17 protein-coding genes and 1 pseudogene are annotated in these 14897 nt (G+C 38.9%); 8 read left to right on the top strand and 10 right to left on the bottom strand.

Going from position 1 to position 14897, the window contains the following annotated elements; genetic code table 11:
• Window positions 1-73: 73 nt before the first annotated feature.
• Window positions 74-772: a class F sortase gene (locus G532_RS0111990; RefSeq protein ID WP_027965006.1), complete on the top strand. Its 699-nt coding sequence runs from the start codon at window positions 74-76 to the stop codon at window positions 770-772.
• A 111-nt stretch (window positions 773-883) separates the two neighbouring features.
• Here G532_RS0111990 and G532_RS0111985 read toward each other — a convergent pair whose 3' ends face one another.
• The 10 genes and pseudogenes from G532_RS0111985 to G532_RS0111925 all read right to left on the bottom strand — a co-directional run bounded on the left by G532_RS0111985 (window position 884) and on the right by G532_RS0111925 (window position 9283).
• Complete coding sequence (locus G532_RS0111985; protein ID WP_027965005.1) at window positions 884-1795, bottom strand: DUF5996 family protein; 912 nt, start codon at window positions 1793-1795, stop codon at window positions 884-886.
• A 23-nt stretch (window positions 1796-1818) separates the two neighbouring features.
• Window positions 1819-2112, bottom strand: a complete 294-nt coding sequence (locus G532_RS0111980; protein ID WP_084500749.1) for a GNAT family N-acetyltransferase — start codon at window positions 2110-2112, stop codon at window positions 1819-1821.
• 73 nt (window positions 2113-2185) lie between these two features.
• The gene (locus G532_RS0111975) at window positions 2186-2647 is read right to left on the bottom strand and encodes a hypothetical protein (protein WP_027965003.1); all 462 of its coding nucleotides are present in this window, start codon (window positions 2645-2647) and stop codon (window positions 2186-2188) included.
• 37 nt (window positions 2648-2684) lie between these two features.
• On the bottom strand, window positions 2685-3236 hold the full coding sequence (locus tag G532_RS0111970; RefSeq protein WP_027965002.1) for a tubby C-terminal domain-like protein: 552 nt from the start codon (window positions 3234-3236) through the stop codon (window positions 2685-2687).
• A gap of 412 nt (window positions 3237-3648) precedes the next feature.
• Window positions 3649-5007: a hypothetical protein gene (locus G532_RS0111960; protein ID WP_027965001.1), complete on the bottom strand. Its 1359-nt coding sequence runs from the start codon at window positions 5005-5007 to the stop codon at window positions 3649-3651.
• A 360-nt stretch (window positions 5008-5367) separates the two neighbouring features.
• Window positions 5368-6213, bottom strand: a complete 846-nt coding sequence (locus G532_RS0111950) for an anti-sigma factor (protein ID WP_027965000.1) — start codon at window positions 6211-6213, stop codon at window positions 5368-5370.
• 1 nt (window position 6214) lies between these two features.
• Entirely contained in the window at window positions 6215-6769 is a 555-nt protein-coding gene (locus tag G532_RS0111945) for an RNA polymerase sigma factor (RefSeq protein WP_027964999.1), read from the bottom strand.
• A gap of 294 nt (window positions 6770-7063) precedes the next feature.
• Window positions 7064-7495, bottom strand: a pseudogene (locus G532_RS0111940) (peroxiredoxin-like family protein); the annotation flags it as partial.
• 157 nt (window positions 7496-7652) lie between these two features.
• The gene (locus tag G532_RS0111930) at window positions 7653-8021 is read right to left on the bottom strand and encodes an STAS/SEC14 domain-containing protein (RefSeq protein WP_027964997.1); all 369 of its coding nucleotides are present in this window, start codon (window positions 8019-8021) and stop codon (window positions 7653-7655) included.
• Window positions 8022-8092: 71 nt separating this feature from the next.
• A complete protein-coding gene (locus G532_RS0111925) occupies window positions 8093-9283 on the bottom strand; it encodes a multidrug effflux MFS transporter (RefSeq protein ID WP_027964996.1) in 1191 nt (396 codons plus the stop codon).
• Between the two features lie 211 nt (window positions 9284-9494).
• Here G532_RS0111925 and G532_RS0111920 point away from each other — a divergent pair, with 211 nt between their 5' ends.
• The 7 genes from G532_RS0111920 (at window position 9495) to G532_RS0111890 (ending at window position 14670) form a co-directional block, all read left to right on the top strand.
• The gene (locus G532_RS0111920; protein WP_027964995.1) at window positions 9495-10259 is read left to right on the top strand and encodes a hypothetical protein; all 765 of its coding nucleotides are present in this window, start codon (window positions 9495-9497) and stop codon (window positions 10257-10259) included.
• Window positions 10260-10273: 14 nt separating this feature from the next.
• Complete coding sequence (locus G532_RS0111915; protein WP_027964994.1) at window positions 10274-10657, top strand: GntR family transcriptional regulator; 384 nt, start codon at window positions 10274-10276, stop codon at window positions 10655-10657.
• Between the two features lie 2 nt (window positions 10658-10659).
• Window positions 10660-11511: an ATP-binding cassette domain-containing protein gene (locus G532_RS0111910; protein WP_027964993.1), complete on the top strand. Its 852-nt coding sequence runs from the start codon at window positions 10660-10662 to the stop codon at window positions 11509-11511.
• Between the two features lie 28 nt (window positions 11512-11539).
• Window positions 11540-12472, top strand: coding sequence for an ABC transporter ATP-binding protein (locus tag G532_RS0111905; RefSeq protein ID WP_027964992.1), 933 nt, complete (start codon window positions 11540-11542; stop codon window positions 12470-12472).
• On the top strand, window positions 12465-13721 hold the full coding sequence (locus G532_RS0111900; RefSeq protein ID WP_027964991.1) for an ABC transporter permease: 1257 nt from the start codon (window positions 12465-12467) through the stop codon (window positions 13719-13721). Before G532_RS0111905 ends, G532_RS0111900 begins: the two co-directional genes overlap by 8 nt.
• 117 nt (window positions 13722-13838) lie before the next feature.
• Complete coding sequence (locus tag G532_RS15270; protein WP_051189166.1) at window positions 13839-14381, top strand: hypothetical protein; 543 nt, start codon at window positions 13839-13841, stop codon at window positions 14379-14381.
• Between the two features lie 13 nt (window positions 14382-14394).
• Window positions 14395-14670, top strand: coding sequence for a hypothetical protein (locus G532_RS0111890; protein ID WP_027964990.1), 276 nt, complete (start codon window positions 14395-14397; stop codon window positions 14668-14670).
• Window positions 14671-14897: the final 227 nt, after the last annotated feature.

Genomic DNA, 14897 nt, shown 5'->3' with positions numbered 1-14897 from the left:
AAGTGATCCAAAATTTAATTTTATCCGTATGCTTACTAGATTCTATAAATAAATCTCTTTAAGAGGTGGTTTGATGAAAAAAGTAAGTTTACTTGTTGTAATGCTAGGAACAATGCTACTTATATTAGCCGCATGTGGAGACGGGGACCAAGACTCTGATCTGCCAGAAGAAGTTGAATCAACCACTTCAGACGCTGGAGATGAAACGAACCAAGAAGAAACATCTGTAAATGAGGAAGAACAGACAACAGAGGAAACGGAAGAGCAAGATGAAACCGAAACAACAGATTACGAAGGTCCTTCTGAAATTATTCGAGATAATCGCGAAGGAGTTAATCCTGTTCGAATCGAAATTCCTGCAATCGGTGTCGATGCAGAAATTGAGCGCGCTGGAACGTTAGAAAACGGGCAAATGGGTGTGCCAGATGGAAGTGAAAATGTTGCGTGGTATGAAGAAGGAACGCAACCTGGTGCGCCTGGAAATTCTGTTATGGCAGGTCATGTGGATGATACGGTGAATCCAGCTGTATTTTATGACTTGGAACAACTGCAAGAGGGCGATGAGGTCATAGTTACTGGTGAAGATGGAAACCAATTAACTTTTGAGGTGTACAGAAGTGAAGTTTATCCGACTGCAGAATCTCCGTTAAAGCAAATCTTCGGCTATTCACACAGCAGTAATTTAAATCTTATCACCTGTGATGGCGACGTATTGGAAGACCATTCTCGTGAAGATCGATTAGTTGTTTATACGAAATTGGTTCAAGAGTAATTATACACACGACATAACCCCTTACTTGTTTCACGCCCATTTGCGGGAGAAACAAGTAAGGGTTTTTAATGGTGATCTGCATAACGCCAAAAAAAAGAGGACAACACTTAGTCATCCTCTATCTCCATTCTGTTTTGGCATATCCAGCGGGATTTCATAATAATCGCAGCCTTCCCAGCCAAGTTCGTCAATTACTATTTTATAAGATGTGTATAAAAAGGATTGGATGTCTTGTGAAGAATGAAGTTTATCCCCTTTTTCTATGCCTAAAAAGAATTCCCCTTGTTCTGGACTAAAATATGCTTCATTTGGCTTCAAGTTAGATACTTGAAGCTCCTTAAATTGAAATGGGTAAGGCAATACAAAGAAGGTTGGATGGTCAACTTGCTCGTCTCCTAGCCAAAAACCAAATTCAATAAACTGCTCGTCAAAGGCAGCTTTTTCAATAACCTTGTCTTCTGGAAAAGGTTCACGGATACCATGTAGGATTAACATGGATACGTCGAAAGTTCCCCAGAAGAGTGCTGGCATTAGTTTACGACAACGAAAAGGACTAATAAATTGTGTCATTTCATGGTAGGCGGTTTGGAAGATACGCAAACCTTCTTTTGCATGTGTAGGATTATACGTTTTTGTATCCGTATTTTGGTCAAATGGCGTATGGTAGTTCATTTCTTGAGGATTGCGGTTAATCTTAATATCAATTCCTTCTGTAGATAACTTATCGAAAATATAATTATAATACGTTTTAATCGTCTTCCCGTCTTCTAGTGCACATTCATGTGTATTTCCGTTTGCATAAAGACGGAGTTGGTTTTCTTGCAGATCGATATCAATTTGAATGGATTTACCTTCAATCATGAGTAAGCCAGTTGTGAATCCTGTTGCTGTTAAAGGTAGTGTCACGTGTCCCCATTGTGGCTGTTGAGGAGCTGTTTCTAATTTAATCTTTCCTACTATTTGCGAAAGTAAATGAATCGTAAATTTCGTATCTTTCCATTCGGAATGTTTTAATAACCCCATCTACTAGACCTCCGATTCCATTTTTATTCCATCACATCCTGCATTTCTTCATTTTCTTTCATAACCTTTTCTGTAAATGGACACTGCGGTATGATTAACTTCCCTTCTTCACGTGCATGTTGAACGAGTCGCTCAACAAGTTGTTTCCCAACTCCTTGCCCTCGCCATTCATCGGAGACGTACGTAGAATCAGCAATGAACCTTTTTTCCCCTGTTGGAACATAGCTAATCTCCGCAGTCGGATTATCTTCTTCCCCTACATAAAACTTGTTATTGCCTTGCTTAATTTCTGGCATTTCAAGCACTCTCCTTTTCATTCGCTTCTTAGTTATTACATTCCCTTGAAGTTGTTTATATAAACGAAGGAGAAGTGCTTCTGATTGTTATACGCTACAACCCTAAGCTTTCGCGTTTTAGCCGTGTTAGATTTCTATAACTTTTTTCATTTTCATACCACTCTGCTAAGCTGGCTAACAAGCTAATGATCAGGACTACTATAGTCATAGTTGTTAACCTTTCTGTCGGCAGTTCAGTGATTATATAGAAAGGTGTGCGGTTTTCTCCTACCAGCTGTCCAAACAAAGTAGCAAAGATAATAATAGCCATAGTTCTCATCGTAGAAAGGGGCACAAATAACCACATTCCGAGTTTTCTTCTTTTTTCCCATTTAATATAAAATCGTTTTTCAAATCTCTTTTCATTAAAGACTCTTATGAAAGTAAGTGAAAAAACCACCGCAATGACTGGATAATATATGTATAAGTAATGGAATTCTTCAAAGATAGGCCAAAGAATCATGAAAACCACTATCGTAGAAAACACGATCAAACGAACCTTTTTGGATTTAAGCATCAGAATTCACCTCTCTATGTTCGAACAAGTAATGTTTTTACCCTTTTGTAGGATATAAAAAAGCATGGAAGATACCAAAAATTAAAAATCTATCTTCCACGTATTTATAATTATTTATTTTTACAACTACCTTTTTCTCTTTCATAGAAATATTCCAACTGGCAACCAATTCTTCCCCGAAAAACAGTTCAGCAGGTTTAGGGTTAAATGGATTTTTGGAATTCTCTTTATATATCAAACACTCTGTTTCTTTATACTTAAACTCTGCTTTTTTGTATTCGAAACTTTTATCTTTCATGTTTTCTATTGTTATATTGTTTTCTATATTATTACGATCATAATAAGTTACCATTATAGCAGATTTAGTAAATCCACTCATTTCTGCATAGCACCGAACATTTCCTATGCTGTCTTTTAATTCGTAAGTAATAAAAGACGGCAAAGATCTTTTTTGAATCAACTCATCTACGAACCTTTTAAAAACGTTATCAAAGGAACCCTTTATTGATCCAACCAATTCAGTCCCACTGTATATCGTTAATTCTTTCGTAGTTAATCCGTTTATACTTGTTTTATATTGATATTGCATGTAAACCTCCTATAAATAAGCAATTACTACTCCACTCCATTATACGGATGGAGTAAAGAAGTAGTTTCAAATTTTAAACAAGTAGCTGAGGTTAAAAGTTTCAATTCCTCATAATATACGTTAATATTAAGATGGGTCCTCATCAATTCCTCCTGTTATGTTTTTGTGGTGAAAGCATTGTAACATAAGGATTGATGAGGCCCTTTTCTTTTTACATAATTTTATAGACTTAATCCATAAAGCAGGTCTTTATCCAGAAAATCCGCTTTATATCCAGAATTCTCCTCAGTTATCCACGAAAGTCGCTTTATATCTAGAAATCCTTTATGGAAGGTTGTAAAAAAAAGGCATTGAGTGCTTACACTCAATGCCTCATCTATTTGGAGGATTACCCTTTATTCTATAATTTTGTCTATGCGTTCTTTCTATTCACTTTCGTAAGCATAATGCCTGATGCTGCCATTACTGCGAATAGTCCTACAACCATCATCGTAAGCATAGTTGCGCTCATTCCGCCTTGGTCAGCTGGTGCTAAACCAGTTTCAGGCATGTCGCTTGGCATATCATGCGCGAACTCTTCAGGGAACTGATCAACAAATGCTCCTGATAGTCCTTTTGCTGGCATGAACATGTGACCGTATGCTTCGCGTGCATCTGCATAAGCTGCTTCATAGTCACCTGCTACATAGCTATCGAAAGATCCAATTAGTTGATTCACGTGTTCTTGTAGTCCTTGAGATAGTCCATCTGCTGCTACTCTACCTTCTGTTGCAGTATCTAGAAATTCAGAGAACTCTGCACGATACTCATCTAGCATAGCTAGCGCTTCTTCTTGTGCTTCTTCATCTTCTGCACCTGTAGCTTCTACATAGCTTACAAAGTGCCCAATGTGATCTGCCCACATTTGTTCAAATTGATTACCAGCTTCTTCGCCAAATACAGAAGCTATTGCTGCTGATAAGTCTTCCGTGTTATTGTTTAGTGCTTGTGCTGATGCTTCAAAATCATCCGCACCGTCAATTCCATTTTGCATCGCTACAACTGCTAGTCCAGCATGTTCAGATAGTAAATAGTTTAGATCTGAACGTAAGTCACCTGCTGCTGTGGCAGGAGTTTCTCCATTAAAATCATCTTCAAATTGGTCTGTAATTGCTGTTGATAGACCTTTACTTACCATATACATATGGTGCATAGCTTCGCGCTCATATTCATACGCTGTTTCGAAGTCACCTGCTACATAACTATCAAAAGCTCCAATTAACTGATCCACGTGCATTTGCAGCCCATCAGCTAACGATTCCGCTTCTAAACGTTCATCTGTAGCTGACTCTAAGAATTGAGAGAATTCCGTTCTGTATTCAGCTAATTCGTCTAGCGCTTGTTGTCTTCCCTCTTCATCATCTTCAGCTGTTGCCATTACATAATCAACGAAAAATCCGATGTGATCTTCCCACATACCTTGGAATTGTTCGCCAGCTTCATCGCCATATACAGAAGCAATTGCTGCTGATAAGTCTTCCGTATTTGCATTTAGCGCATTCGCAGCCGCTTCAAAATCTTCCGCTCCATCTGCACCTTTACGCATTGCTTCTACTGCTAGGAATACGTGTTCACTTAGATAATGATCTAGTGTCGAGCGTAGTTCCACCGCATCCGTTTCTACTGTAGGAGCAGGTGCATCTCCATGTTCGTGTGCACTAATCGCTCCAAAGGAAGGTACTAATAAGGAAGCACCTACCGTTACCGCTAAAACTTTTTTCTTCATACTCATGATTCTCTCACTCTCCTTCTTAATTTATCTTTCACAAAGCATACGGAGAGAGTTTTTAAATGGATCACTATTTTTTGAGATTTTTTTTCGGAAAATTTAAATTATGTTGATGAATCCTTGCTATGAATGGAGTTTTCGTTTTGAAAAAAGCTGTTTTTGCCGGCATAAGGAACGCTTCACCCGATTGGAGCTGCTCTTTGCCGGCATACAATTCTTTTCACCCGATTCGAACCGCTGTTTGCCGGCATAAGGATTTCCTCACCCAATTCGACTGCCTCCTCGCTGGAAAGCATTAAACAAAACGAATCGTACACATAAAAAATCCAGAGCGACACATTCACCGCTCTGGATTTCTCTTATTTATAACTCTGACACTAGTAATATCTCACCTTCTGGCTGCTCGTTATCTGGTGATGGTTCTAATGTGATGGCTACTGTGTCGTAATCAACGTCTTCTAAATCATCTAATGAAAAACTTACTGCGCCTCGACCTTCTTCATCTGGTACGAAGGTTCCTGCTCGGTATGGCTCTTCTCCTTCTAATAGCCATACTTGATAAGCTTCATCCCCTTCAAGGGATTCCAAATTCTCAGCTTGAATAAGAAGGGATCTTCCTAGTTCATTTTCTAAAATGGACGCCTGACCTGCTGCGTTCATATATTCTGTCGCATTCAAGGTAACGGAATGTGTCACCCGGTCCGTCAACTCTCCAGGTGGATCTTCTTCAGCTGGATCTTCTTCAACCGGATCTTCCTCACTCGGGTCCTCTTCTGGTGGATCTTCCTCAATTGGTTCTTCTTCTCCAGGATCTTCTTCCGCAACATCATCTACTGTTCCAAATAAGAAATATGCATTTCCTAAAAGAGATAAGATAAGCACTGCTGCAATCGATGGTAAGATCCAGCTTCTTTTCCTCTTCGGTTCTTTTGTATAAGGTACGACTTTTTCGTCATTAGAATCTGTCTCTTCCTTTGTTGGTGTTTCTTCTGCCAACACATTCGCTAAAATTCGTTCCTTCATACCTTCTGGGGGATCTACTGGTTCAGATGCAAAAGGTAGCGTCTCATTTAGCGCGTTCAGCTCAGCTAATTCTTCTTTACATTCATCGCACGTTTCTAGATGTGCTTCAAAAGCTTGCTTTTCACTTTCCGATAGCTCTTGGTTAAAATAATCAATTAGTAGTTCGCATTGTTTTTGATCTGACACGCTAAATCCCCCCTTCGTCATGTTGTGATATATTTTTCTTTAAATGCTTCAAAGCTAGCCGGATCCTACCTTTAACTGTTCCTAATGGTATATCCAGCCGGTCTGCGATTTTCTGTTGAGATAATCCATTGAAATAAAATAAATGAATAACTTCTTGCTGGTCTTCTTTTAAAGTGGCGACGGCCTCGCGGACACGTTCGCCCTCTTCTTTCCATTCCAGCAAATCTTCCGAAGAAGGTCCTTGCTGATGCACCGAATCTCTCTCTTCTAAACTATAAGGTGTATCCTTCTTCTTCCGCATCAGATCTACCGCAGTATTTCTTGCGACAGTTAAGAGCCACGAAGAGAATTTACCTTTGCTTTCATCGTAAATCCCTTTTCGGTGCCATATTTTCATGAATACTTCTTGAATAACTTCTTCAGATAACTCACTCTGCTTTGTCATTTTAAAAACAAATGAGTATAGAAGTCGCTCATACTTATCATATAAGGCTTCTAGAGCATCTTGGTCGTGATTTTGAATTCGCCGGTAAAATTCTACATCGCGCTCGCTCATAGTATTCTCCTCTATCATTTAATAATTTTAGTGTATCATTTACTGCCGCTCATTACGACGAGTGCTTACCAAGCATACGTCTAGAACAGCTATTTGGATTACTTTTTTTATGAAGAAAATTACATAAAGTTGGATACCTCACTGTTAAATTTAGATATATCAGAATTAAGTTGAATAAGTAAGTCCATAGCTAAAGTTTATAACTCCCTTCTGATTCTACCCTAAAAGATGGATATCACCCTATTAAAAAACGAACCCCCGACCAGTTTATAGTCGAGGGTTCCATATTCCATCTTAGTTATCATTTACGACTTTTTTGATTTCATCAATCTTTGCATGCTTCTCAGGCGACTCATCAATATGCTCAAATAAAACATTTCCTTGTTGGTCAAAAATCCATGTTGCACCTTGAATATATACATCTTGGGTGGTCATCGATTTTTTCACAAACTTAGCTTGTTGTTTATCTTTTGGAATCATATTCTTCACTTGGCGTGTCAATGTTCCAATAAGTGCTTTTGATAGCAATTTAAACTTCGGCATCGTCTTCGCACCCATTCCTCTATATGCTTTTCTTCTAGGGTCGCCAACGATTGGAAACGGAAAAGGTCCAAACGATTCTTTGAATTCCTGAATGTGATCTATATCGGATGGGGCAAGGACGACAATTTTAAACCCTGCTTGTTCAATATCTTCATTGGACTCACGCAACTGCGCGAGAAAATCTCTACAGAATGGTCAACCAAGATGCCTCCCGAATACGAGTACAGTTGGTTGGTCTTTCACTAAATCACCTAACCGTGCTTCGCCTTCTTCTGTTTCTACTTGATAATCAAGTTGCATTTGCGACACCTCACTTTGAGTAATTTATTACACCCATTCCCTAATTCGCAGCCAAGAAATCATGCGCTTCTTCGTCACTATTAAAATGAAATTCATTGCTATGTTCTGATTCTTTGGCAGTCCGCTTAAGCTGCATCTTTGCTAAATTTCCTTCTACTACGACAGCTGCACGATTCATTCCTTGTTCCAGTAACCATTCTTGGTGCTTCACCAATTCTTTTTGTGTATCCTGAATCATTACTTTTACTTCTTTCATATTTACCATCACATCAAAAGGTTTCCCTCTAAATTGTTTAATTATTGTATCAAGTTCCTCGTTTGCTTGTCTAACCTCTTCAGGTTGAACATTACCAATCCAGCTAATCTTCACAATGCGTTTACTACGGTCAAACAATTTTACTTCGTACATACTAGCACCTCATCTTGTATAGTTTTTGTATAGGTACTATACCCCAGCATAAAAATTTGAAACCTCTAATATCAAACTTTTTTCCTAACAAAGGTGAGGTACGAAATAATCACTCCCACTTGGCATGTCAAAATAACTAATGCTAGTGGCATAACAGCATTTGTTCCTGCTAATCCGACTAAAGGTGCTGCGATCCCACCCATTAAAAACTGAAATAAACCTAATAAGGCCGAGGCACTTCCGATATTTTTTGTTTGCGTTTGCATTGCCAAGGATAGACTTGTTGGATTGATTACACCAACACTCGATATAATAAAGAATAATCCAATCAGCACTGGAATTAATCCAGCCTCCGTAACAGCTGCAAACATCAGTGTTAACCCACCGAAAATCGCAATACAGAATCCGCCTACCATAAGCTTCTCTTCATTGTAATAGTCTACTAGTTTTCCAGAGACTTGACTTAAAGCAGTGAACCCTAATGCGTTAACGGAAAATAGGATTCCATACATTTGTGGAGAGAGTTCGAATACTTCTTGCAAAATAAACGACGAACCAGAAATATAGGAAAATAAATAAGCGGCAGTAAACCCTTGAATAAAAGCAAATCCAATAAATGGACGTTGTTTTGCTAGGTTAAGAAATACTTTGATCGTCGCTTTCAAGCCACCTTCTGAACGATAACGCGGAGGCAATGTTTCTTGAATTTTAAATGCTGCAATAAAGGATAATAAAATTCCAAAACAAGCTAGAATGACGAAAATACCTCTCCAATTTGTGAACGTTAATAGCTGTCCGCCAATCAATGGCGCTAGAATTGGCGCAAGACCAAGCACAAGGATTAGTAACGTAAACATCTTCGTCATCGCCGCACCGTCATACAAATCACGAATAATCGAACGCGAGATTACGATCCCTCCAGCTCCTGCAAAACCTTGGGCAAACCTCAATACAATCAGCACCCAAATATTTGGCGACAATGCAATCAGAATGGAGGCAATCACAAATAGAATGGTCGCAATAAGTAGTGGTCTCTTTCTTCCATAAACATCGCTTAGAGATCCAATCACAAGCTGACCTGCTGCTATTCCAAATAAACTCGCTGTTAAACTCACCTGTGTTAGGGAGCTTGTTGTATTCAATTCTTCTGTTAACGCCGGAAACGCCGGTAAGTACATATCAATTGTTAAAGGCACCATTGCAGTAAGGGCCCCTAATATAAGTAGTAATTTCCATCTTTTTTCTTTCATTTGTTCAACCATGTTGCTCTTCCCCTTTATATCCGTTTCAAAAAATCAGTATTTTCATCATAACACTTTATATAGGTAGAAACATGCTTCGTGTTTCGAATTTGTTTAATAATTTTAGTGACTAAAAAAACTTTTTTTAAAAGTACACTTGTCAAACTGTGTATATAATCATATACTGTGTATATAGATATAAACAGATAAACAGTTAGAGAGGTGTATACAAATGAACTTGAAGTCAGCGTGGCCACTTGTGAAGCTAGATTTGAAAATGACGTGGCTTCACAGAATCTTACTGAATATAGTTATGATTCTACTCGTCATGGGCTTGCTTTCGTTAAATGTAGACAATTACTTTGTTGGTAATATAACCGTTGCCTTTGACATTATATTTCTTTTTTTCATCATGACCATCGGATTTTATAATGCCCCTAAAGATGTAAAGTACCAAAAACTTGGAACCTATCGTAAACACTCACGGTACTCCAAACTGGATGAGGATTTTTACGCTTCACCATTACTTATTGGATTAAACCAAATGGCAATTCCAAATCGGGTGATTTTCTGGTACCGATTTCTAGCGTTTCACCTTAGTTCCATTCCAGTTGTGATCATTACTTTACTAATTATTTACCTAGCTTCAGCTGAAGCCCAAGCTATTATGACTCCACTTGAATTCATATACTTAGTAGTTATTTGGGTAGGAATTTCCCTTTCATTAGGATCAATCTACCCTGCGTCTGATGCCGGCGATTTAGCATCTGAGTTAAAAATGACTGTTTTAGTTTTCGTCATGCTTATTGGGTCGATTGCCTTTTTCAGTCTGTACAGTTTCACAGCTGGGACAGGATTCTTCGCTCATACGATGCATTTAGCTAGCGATTATGGTCCACTTACTTCACTCGTTGTCATTCCAGTAACGATTGCTTCTATCATAGCTTGGTACCGCTACGGGATACGACGGATTTCAAACATGGATTACTTTGTATAAAGGAGGACTGATCGATGGAGTTACCAATTCGGTTATCCAAACAGTCAAGAGAACCTTTCTATCATCAGATGGAACAACAGATTAAAGCACTCATCGTCAGTGGGCAACTTCCTCCTAAGACATCTTTACCGTCTATTCGGGCGTTATCAAAAGATTTGGAGGTGAGTGTGATCACCACTCGAAGAGCCTATCAGAACTTAGAATATCAAGGATTCATTCAAACGACGCAAGGTAAAGGTACCTTTGTTGCAGAAATCGAATCCACATTACGCGAAACAACACAGCATGACATCATCCATCAAGCAATGCAAACCGCCGTTCAAACTGCGAAGCAACATAAATACACAAACAAGCAAATCCTCGACTTATGTCAGCAATTGATCAGGGAGGAGGAATGAAAATGATTCAATCAATGGAATTATCGAGACTAGAAAAAGAATTCGACGGGTTATCGCTCGGACCGATTAATCATCAATTTGAACCTGATTTAATCCATGTTTTAGTCGGAAACAATGGTGCAGGTAAAAGTACCCTTTTAAAAATAATGATGCAATTAGTGAACCCTGAAGCTGGAGAAACTCGTATTAATGGGAGGGCTATTAGCCAGCAGGATGAATGGTGGAAACCACATATTAGTTATCTCCCGCAAAATCAGATTGGTTTTGATGCCTTTAAAGGCGAACAGCTTCATGATTTAAACCGGTCATGGTATGAAAGTTGGGATGAAGAGCTATTTCAAACTATTGTGAAAGAATTACATGTCCCTTTAAATAAGAAAGTGACCAAACTTTCTAACGGAATGAAACAGAAACTATTTTTCGCTCTTACGCTAGCAAGAAATACAGAGATAATGCTTCTTGATGAACCAACCAACAGCATGGACTTACCATCAAAGCAATTCGTCATGGATTGCATCGTGGAATGGATGGAACGAGAAGGTCGAACGATTCTATTTACGACCCACCAAATTGAAGAAGTTCGGAAATTGGCCGATCACATTATGCTCATCAAAGATGGTCAAAAAATCGGATCATTCAATAAAGACGAACTTACGGCAGCCTATGTTCAACTGTGGATGAAAGAACCATTACCATCTGGCAAAATCCCCGGAGAAAAAGAGAGAAAAGGGGAAAGATTACTAATCTCAGAAAACGCACATGAAACCAAGACCTATTTGCAATCGAGAAATATAGAATGGATTGCAGAGGAACCGGTTGATATAGAAACAACTATTACAGACATGTTGCGCTAAAACGCGCTACATGAAGGGAGAGAGAAGGATGGAAAAAGTACTTAGTGTCAAAGGAATTGAAAAGTCCTTTAAAGGAACGCGTGTGCTCACAGACATCACATTTGATGTGCACAAAGGAGAAATCATGGCGATCCTTGGTCCAAACGGGGCCGGGAAATCTACAACCATTCGAAATATCATGGGAATTATGTACCCTGATGAAGGAGAAGTAATTTTCCATGGGTATGATGGCAAGGAGATCCCTCGTCATCGAATTGGTTACTTACCAGAGGAACGTGGTTTATACAAAAACGTCAAGGTAATGGATATTTTACTTTATTTTGCTGAGTTAAAAGATTACCCAAAAGCGAAAGCAAAAGAACGAGCTTTATCTTATTTAAAAAAATTCGGCCTCGAAGGAAAGGAAAATGCTTCCGTTGAGGAACTATCAAAAGGAATGGGTCAAAAGGTTCAGTTCATTGGATCCATCATTCATGAACCCGACCTATTAATTTTAGATGAACCGTTTTCCGGCTTAGATCCAGTGAGTCAAGATGTGTTCAAACATGAAATAAGAAACATTGCTAATGAAGGCACGGCGATTTTATTAAGCGCCCACCAAATGAATTTAGTGGAAGAAATGTCTGACCGTCTTTACATGATGCATAAAGGGGAAAAGGTGATTTACGGATCGATGGATGAAGTGAAGGCCGAATATGCCAACTTCAAATGTACCATTTATGGTCGTAATTCTGTTCACGCTTTAGAAACGATTCCTCAAGTAACTCGAGTAGAACAAAGCGATATGACATCCATTTTATACTTAGAACCAGATGTAGAAGCGGGTGTTTGGCTGAAGAAATTACCTGAAACGTTAGACATACAAGAATTAACGATTGACCGTATCTCTCTACATGAGATCTTCATCGATGTAGCAACAGGCAAGTCTTTAGCTGAGAAAGAAGGTGAAGTATATGCGTAACTCCATGAAAATTGCAAAATGGGAATTCATGCGCAACATTAAAAGTAAATCGTTTTTAATTTCACTCGTTTTAACACCCTTAATTTTCATTGTTTTCGCAACTGCGCCGACTTTATTAAGTAATTGGAGTGCAGACGGCGGTGGCGATACTCAAGTTTATTTAAATGATGAGCTCGGTGTTTATGAGGGTTATGGCGATCAGCTCCGGGATGAAGGTGTACTCGAGTGGGATATTGAAATGACCGACGCCTCTGCTGATGAGATGCAAGGTCAATTAGAGGATGAGGAAAACGCAGCATATGTAGCCTTTAACGAAGAAACGCTTGAAAATGGAACCGTAACCTATGTAACTGGCGAAGATGTTGGTGGAGATTTCCAAAACGATCTTCGAATGTTCGAACAACCTATTAAACAACTTCAATTAGATCAAGCTGGTTTATCTGATGAACAAATGAGTGTTGTTGCAAATCCTATTCAATTTGAAGAAATGCAACTGGAGGAAGCATCAGGTGAAGGAACCGCTTCTGCAGAAGGAACACCTGCTGGATTTTTCGAGGATCCTTTTGAAGGCGGAATTCCAGCGATATTCGCAGGGGTGATTTTATTCTCGATCGTCCTTACTGGAATGATGATTTTCCAAAGTGCTTCACAAGAAAAGAAAGAAAAAGTGGCAGAAATCATACTTTCTTCTGTCACACCAAATGAATTAATGCAAGGAAAGATCATCGGTTACTTCGGTTTAGGTCTATTTCAAGTTGGGATTTGGTTAACCGTTGCCATACCATTAGCTATTTGGAGATTAGAGGATGTACCTGTACTGGAATACCTATTAGTACCAGAAACCTTACTACTTGTCGTCATTGCGATTCTTGGATATCTATTGTTCGCCTCCCTATTCGTTGGTCTAGGTGCGACACTAGAAGATGCATCATCTAGTGGTAATTTCCAAGGAATGGTCTTAATGTTACCATTCATTCCATTCATTTTAATTGGACCGATCTTAATCGATCCAAATGGTATCATTGCGGTTGTCGCAAGCTATGTTCCATTCACAGCACCAGCAACCTTGATTTTACGATTAGCGATGTTGGAAGAATGGCCATGGATGGAAATCTTCATTAGCCTGGCGATCTTAATAGCTTCCATTTGGATTGTGATGAAGCTTGCAGGTAAGATTTTCAAAGTAGGAATTTTAATTTATGGCAAAAACGCAACACCACAAGAAATTATCAAGTGGTTACGCGCATAACAAGAAACGTCTCAAAGCGAATAATGCTTTGAGGCGTTTTTATATGTATATAACTATACTGCGAGCTCATATATTTTATAAACAATATAAATTTAGGCTTGTAGGAGGAAATTCATTTTGGATAATCAACCGCAATCACTTTCAGAACAACTAGGAGTATGGAGAGAAAAGAAAAATGCGTTGCACGAAAAATTAAAATCCACCCTACAAAATTATTCTCATCCACCTGATCAACCCACCAGTTACTTTTCCTATTCGATGCAATTGACCATAGAAGGTGATGAAAGTTTTATCATCGGTAACTATACGATTTATAATAATTCTCCTGTCACTTTAAACGATCCGTATATTTGCTTAAAGCTTTCAGATGACCACCCTTTTTATCTCTCGGGAAAAATCATTCCGAAAGATCAGCGAAAAAATAGCCAAATCACCGGCGGCTGGAAAAGAATGAATGAAGATGACCACCCTACAGAGTATTGGCTTAGCCCAATGAATACAGCGAAAATCGAACCATTCCAGCGACTATCCCTCCAGCATTTTCAATTAAAATGGGACAGCGATACACGCTTCCGTGGTTCCATGACTGGTTACACATACAGTAAGGAAATACCAGATGGAAAACTAGCAATTAATCAAATTGCGATTCAATGTCAGTAATAGGAGGGATTCGATGGGTACTGACTACGAAAAGGCAGAAGATCATTTTCCGCGGATTATCGAAAATTTATTAAATAAAGTTTCCGAAGGGCGCATCGCGGAAGAATCAAGTAATGTATTTTTAGAAGGGCAGTCTTTACAGCTACTTCTTTTGTATTTATTATCGATAGAATCTAATCGCACTAACCACTCTTCTACTGATCCGGCTTTGCTTCAAGAAATCCAGGAAGTGATCAACGAGGATTTAACGAAGATGGAAGAATTAGAGGAGATCATCGAACAGCTATAATTGCGGGAATGGGCTTATGCCCGTATAACTTTCTGGATGCCGGCAAACCACCCCTTATGCCGGCATCCGATTTTTTCCACCCGACAACTTTCAGGCAGAAATAAAAGTTATCGAGAACTCGAAAAAATGCTCACGATGGACAACTTCTGCATAAATTTCATCTTCAGAAATCTTAGCAACAACACCATCGTCCCCCTCTTAGCCAAGCGAGCAAGACGCTAAGATCA

The sequence above is a fragment of the Halalkalibacillus halophilus DSM 18494 genome (assembly GCF_000423105.1).
Lineage (GTDB): Bacteria > Bacillota > Bacilli > Bacillales > Alkalibacillaceae > Halalkalibacillus > Halalkalibacillus halophilus.
The sequence above is the reverse complement of the archived record's forward strand: the minus strand, read 5'-3'. Positions and strand labels throughout refer to the sequence as shown.

Bases quoted from the DNA above. Each gene is read 5' to 3' on its own strand.
- G532_RS0111990 (WP_027965006.1), top strand. From the start codon at position 74: ATGAAAAAAGTAAGTTTACTTGTTGTAATGCTAGGAACAATGCTACTT.
- G532_RS0111985 (WP_027965005.1), bottom strand. From the start codon at position 1,795: ATGGGGTTATTAAAACATTCCGAATGGAAAGATACGAAATTTACGATT.
- G532_RS0111980 (WP_084500749.1), bottom strand. From the start codon at position 2,112: ATGAAAAGGAGAGTGCTTGAAATGCCAGAAATTAAGCAAGGCAATAAC.
- G532_RS0111975 (WP_027965003.1), bottom strand. From the start codon at position 2,647: ATGCTTAAATCCAAAAAGGTTCGTTTGATCGTGTTTTCTACGATAGTG.
- G532_RS0111970 (WP_027965002.1), bottom strand. From the start codon at position 3,236: ATGCAATATCAATATAAAACAAGTATAAACGGATTAACTACGAAAGAA.
- G532_RS0111960 (WP_027965001.1), bottom strand. From the start codon at position 5,007: ATGAGTATGAAGAAAAAAGTTTTAGCGGTAACGGTAGGTGCTTCCTTA.
- G532_RS0111945 (WP_027964999.1), bottom strand. From the start codon at position 6,769: ATGAGCGAGCGCGATGTAGAATTTTACCGGCGAATTCAAAATCACGAC.
- G532_RS0111930 (WP_027964997.1), bottom strand. From the start codon at position 8,021: ATGTACGAAGTAAAATTGTTTGACCGTAGTAAACGCATTGTGAAGATT.
- G532_RS0111925 (WP_027964996.1), bottom strand. From the start codon at position 9,283: ATGGTTGAACAAATGAAAGAAAAAAGATGGAAATTACTACTTATATTA.
- G532_RS0111920 (WP_027964995.1), top strand. From the start codon at position 9,495: ATGAACTTGAAGTCAGCGTGGCCACTTGTGAAGCTAGATTTGAAAATG.
- G532_RS0111915 (WP_027964994.1), top strand. From the start codon at position 10,274: ATGGAGTTACCAATTCGGTTATCCAAACAGTCAAGAGAACCTTTCTAT.
- G532_RS0111910 (WP_027964993.1), top strand. From the start codon at position 10,660: ATGATTCAATCAATGGAATTATCGAGACTAGAAAAAGAATTCGACGGG.
- G532_RS0111905 (WP_027964992.1), top strand. From the start codon at position 11,540: ATGGAAAAAGTACTTAGTGTCAAAGGAATTGAAAAGTCCTTTAAAGGA.
- G532_RS0111900 (WP_027964991.1), top strand. From the start codon at position 12,465: ATGCGTAACTCCATGAAAATTGCAAAATGGGAATTCATGCGCAACATT.
- G532_RS0111890 (WP_027964990.1), top strand. From the start codon at position 14,395: ATGGGTACTGACTACGAAAAGGCAGAAGATCATTTTCCGCGGATTATC.